At 68.6% G+C, this 3,718-nt stretch carries 3 protein-coding genes; 2 read left to right on the top strand and 1 reads right to left on the bottom strand.

Features of this window, described 5'->3' with window-relative positions; genetic code table 11:
• Positions 1–157: 157 nt before the first annotated feature.
• Positions 158–1,018, bottom strand: a complete 861-nt coding sequence (locus JR065_RS21310; protein ID WP_206236527.1) for a pirin family protein — start codon at positions 1,016–1,018, stop codon at positions 158–160.
• Positions 1,019–1,344: 326 nt separating this feature from the next.
• On the opposite strand from JR065_RS21310, the gene JR065_RS21305 reads away from it, so the two are divergent.
• Positions 1,345–3,417 carry a carbon starvation CstA family protein gene (locus tag JR065_RS21305; protein ID WP_206236525.1) on the top strand — a complete coding sequence of 691 codons (2,073 nt, stop codon included), beginning with the start codon at positions 1,345–1,347 and terminating at the stop codon, positions 3,415–3,417.
• Complete coding sequence (locus JR065_RS21300) at positions 3,417–3,641, top strand: YbdD/YjiX family protein (RefSeq protein WP_206236524.1); 225 nt, start codon at positions 3,417–3,419, stop codon at positions 3,639–3,641. Before JR065_RS21305 ends, JR065_RS21300 begins: the two co-directional genes overlap by 1 nt.
• Positions 3,642–3,718 lie beyond the last annotated feature (77 nt).

The following is a 3,718-nucleotide window of genomic DNA, read 5'->3' as shown; positions in this document are numbered from 1 at the left end:
GACTTAGCGGCCTGCCGCACTCCGCTCTCACCTCAACGGTATACCCGCATAAGACACAAGCGGCTTCAGCCGCGACCGGGCATTGCCGGTAATGCCCGGTCGCGGCTGAAGCCGCTCCTACGGGGTTTCATGGCGCGTCGATCGCCACCCCAAACCGCTAGAACCGCCCTTCCTGAAAATCCACGAACGCCTGCATCAGCTCTTCGCGCGTGTTCATCACGAACGGGCCATGCCGCATCACCGGCTCGCGCAGCGGCCGCCCGGCGACCAGGATCAGCCGCGCACCGGCGTCGCCGGCCTGCAGCTGCAGCCGGTCGCCGCCGCCGAGCACCGCCAGCGTCTGCGCCGGCAACGCGCGCGCCGCATCGCCCTCGCCCACCGTCGCCGCGCCCTCGAAGGCGTAGGCGAAGGCGTTGTGGCCCTCCGGCAGCGGGTATTCCCAGCGCGCGCCCGGAGCCAGTTCGATATCCAGGTACAGCGGATCGGTGGCCGGCTGCGCGATCGGCCCGCGCACCTCGCCGACCTGCCCGGCGATCACCTTGACCGTCACCCCCGGCGCCGGCGTGGCCAGCGGGATGCGCTCGGGCGCGAATTCCTGGTAGCGCGGCGCGGTCATCTTGTCGCGCGCCGGCAGGTTCACCCACAGCTGGAAGCCGCGCATGCGCCCGGACTCCTGCTCCGGCATTTCCGAATGCACCAGGCCGCGGCCGGCGGTCATCCACTGCACGCTGCCCGGGGTCAGCAGGCCCTCGTTGCCGTGGTTGTCCTTGTGCCGCATGCGCCCGTCGAGCATGTAGGTCACGGTCTCGAAGCCGCGGTGCGGATGGCTGGGGAAGCCGCCGATGTAGTCCTCGGCACGGTCGGTGCCGAATTCGTCGAGCAGCAGGAACGGGTCCAGGTCGGGCAGTTCGGCGCCGCCGATGACCCGGGTCAGGCGCACGCCGTCGCCATCGGCGGTGGCGCGGCCGCGCACGCTGCGCAGGATGCGCGCGGAAGAGGCGGTGTCGTGGGCGTTCATGGCCGATCTCGCTGGGAAGACCCCAAGGATGGGTGCGCGTGGCGCCGCGGCCAACCGGGGTGGTTGCAACCTTCTGTTCTGGTTCGGGACCGGGGACCGGGGACTCGGGACTCGGAAAGCCGAGGGCTTGCCTGGGATGGCGGGCGACGGCGGCACCGACGTGGCCCTGGTGTCAGCGCGGGGCGCGGGGCGCGGCACGGCGCGCGCGATCAGCATTCGTGCCCGGGCGCCATTCGACCAAAGTGTTAGCCGCGTGCCGGGGCCCGGGATTGACCCATCCGGGCCATCGGAGGACTCTTAGCGCAATCTCGTGGGGGAGCGACTGCATGAAGGGTCTTTCGAAACTCGCCTGGGCCGCGCTGGCGGTGTTGGCCGCGTTCTGCCTGGGCACGGTGGCGCTGCGTCGCGGCGAACACATCAACGCGCTGTGGATCGTGGTCGCGGCGGTGTCGATCTACCTGATCGCCTATCGCTTCTACAGCCTGTTCATCGCCAGCAAGGTGATGCAGCTCGACCCCACCCGGGCCACGCCTGCGGTGCTCAACAACGACGGCCTGGACTACGTGCCGACCAACAAGCACGTGCTGTTCGGGCACCACTTCGCCGCGATCGCCGGCGCCGGGCCGCTGGTGGGGCCGGTGCTCGCCGCGCAGATGGGCTACCTGCCCGGCCTGCTGTGGCTGGTGGTCGGCGTGGTGTTCGCCGGCGCAGTGCAGGACTTCATGGTGCTGTTCCTGTCCAGCCGCCGCAACGGCCGCTCGCTCGGCGACCTGGTGCGCGAGGAGATGGGCCAGGTGCCCGGCACCATCGCCCTGTTCGGCGCGTTCCTGATCATGATCATCATCCTGGCGGTGCTGGCGATGGTGGTGGTCAAGGCGCTGGCGGAAAGCCCCTGGGGCATGTTCACGGTGATCGCGACGATGCCCATCGCGATCCTGATGGGCGTGTACATGCGCTACATCCGCCCCGGCAAGATCGGCGAGATCTCGGTGGTCGGGCTGATCCTGCTGCTGGCCGCGATCTGGTTCGGCGGCAAGGTCGCCGCCGACCCGACCTGGGGCCCGGCCTTCACCTTCACCGACGTGCAGATCACCTGGATGCTGATCGGCTACGGCTTCGTCGCCTCGGTGCTGCCGGTGTGGCTGCTGCTGGCGCCGCGCGACTACCTGTCCACCTTCCTCAAGATCGGCACCATCATCGCGCTGGCGATCGGCATCCTGGTGGTGATGCCGGACCTGAAGATGCCGGCGCTGACCCAGTACGCGCACAACGGCATGGGCCCGGTGTGGACCGGCGGCATCTTCCCGTTCCTGTTCATCACCATCGCCTGCGGCGCGGTGTCCGGCTTCCATGCGCTGATCTCCTCCGGCACCACGCCCAAGCTGCTGGCCAACGAAGGCCACATGCGCTACATCGGCTACGGCGGCATGCTGATGGAATCGTTCGTCGCGGTGATGGCGCTGGTCGCCGCCTCGATCATCGAGCCGGGCGTGTACTTCGCGATGAACGCGCCGGCCTCGATGGTCGGCAGCGACACCGTCGCGGTGGCGGCCAAGGTCACCGAGTGGGGCTTCGCCATCACCCCGGAGGTGCTCGAGGCCACCGCGCGCGACATCGGCGAAACCTCGATCCTGGCCCGCGCCGGCGGCGCCCCGACCCTGGCGGTGGGCATCGCGCAGATCCTGCACCAGCTGTTGCCGGGCGAGAACATGATGGCGTTCTGGTACCACTTCGCGATCCTGTTCGAGGCGCTGTTCATCCTCACCGCGGTCGATGCCGGCACCCGCGCCGGGCGCTTCATGCTGCAGGACCTGCTCGGCAACTTCATCCCGGCCCTGAAGCGGACCGAGTCGTGGAGCGCCAACATCATCGGCACCGCCGGCTGCGTGGCGCTGTGGGGCTACCTGCTGTACACCGGGGTCAAGGACCCGTACGGCGGCATCCGCACGCTGTGGCCGCTGTTCGGCATCTCCAACCAGATGCTCGCCGGCATCGCGCTGATGCTCGGCACCGTGGTGCTGTTCAAGCTCAAGCGCGACCGCTACGCCTGGGTCACCATCGTGCCGGCGACCTGGCTGCTGATCTGCACCACCTACGCCGGGCTGATCAAGATCTTCGACCCCAATCCGGCGCAGGGCTTCCTGGCGCAGGCGCACAAGTTCCAGGACGCGATCGCCAGCGGCACGGTGACCGCGCCGGCCAAGTCGGTGGAGCAGATGCAGCAGATCGTCACCAACGCCTACGTCAACACCGGGCTGACCGTGCTGTTCCTGTTCGTGGTGTTCTCGATCCTGATCTACTCGGTCAAGACGATCGTCGCCGCGCGCCGCAATCCGCAGCGCAGCGACAAGGAAACCGCGTACGTGGCGCTGCAGCCGCACCAGATGGCGGACCTGTGATGAGCACCGAACTGGTCCCGGTCGGGCAGTACCAGGCGCACCGCCGGCTGTGGCGGCGCCTGGTGCAGACCGCGCGGCTGTGCTGCGGCATTCCCGACTACGACAACTACGTGCGCCACGTGCTGGAAAAGCATCCCGACCGCCAGCCGATGGACTACAAGACCTTCTTCCGCGAGCGCCAGGAAGCGCGGTATGGCGGCAAGAGTGGGTTTCGCTGTTGTTGAAGGACTCGGGACTCGGGACTCGGGACTCGGGACTCGGGACTCGGGACTCGGGACTCGGGACTCGGGACTCGGGACTC

Origin of the sequence: Xanthomonas sp. (genome assembly GCF_017163755.1) — a bacterium.
Classification (GTDB): Bacteria; Pseudomonadota; Gammaproteobacteria; order Xanthomonadales; family Xanthomonadaceae; genus Xanthomonas_A.
Note: the sequence above shows the minus strand (reverse complement) of the source record. Positions and strands in the feature narration are given on the sequence as shown.

What these genes read in the sequence shown, in the direction of transcription:
- JR065_RS21305 (WP_206236525.1), top strand. Translation starts at nt 1,345, where the DNA reads ATGAAGGGTCTTTCGAAACTCGCCTGGGCCGCGCTGGCGGTGTTGGCC.
- JR065_RS21300 (WP_206236524.1), top strand. Translation starts at nt 3,417, where the DNA reads ATGAGCACCGAACTGGTCCCGGTCGGGCAGTACCAGGCGCACCGCCGG.
- JR065_RS21310 (WP_206236527.1), bottom strand. Translation starts at nt 1,018, where the DNA reads ATGAACGCCCACGACACCGCCTCTTCCGCGCGCATCCTGCGCAGCGTG.